Raw genomic sequence first — 263 nt, forward strand, 5'->3', positions numbered from 1 at the left:
TTGAGATAGTCTGCAACTTGGTAATCTCGAACTGGATGAGCCGACTGACCCCAGCCTATCAAATCTGGAGCTAAGACGCGGTAAGTGGTAGCAAAAGCTGGGTACACCTTCGACCACTCATAAGCAGACGACCCTCCACCAAAGCCATGCAGAAAGATTAACGGCGGCAAATCTGCACCTTGTCGGGGTAATGACCAAGGTTGGTCTAGTGCGCTGTAGTAAACCATTGACCCCAGTGAGGTTTCGATAACTTTTTGTTCAAA

1 protein-coding gene is annotated in these 263 nt (G+C 48.7%); it reads right to left on the minus strand.

The features are described from left to right. The coding region (locus FLQ44_RS19805) for an alpha/beta fold hydrolase (RefSeq protein ID WP_147695754.1) at positions 1 to 263 on the minus strand (263 nt) is incomplete at both ends.

It is taken from the genome of Vogesella mureinivorans (genome assembly GCF_007644035.1).
GTDB lineage: Bacteria > Pseudomonadota > Gammaproteobacteria > Burkholderiales > Chromobacteriaceae > Vogesella > Vogesella mureinivorans.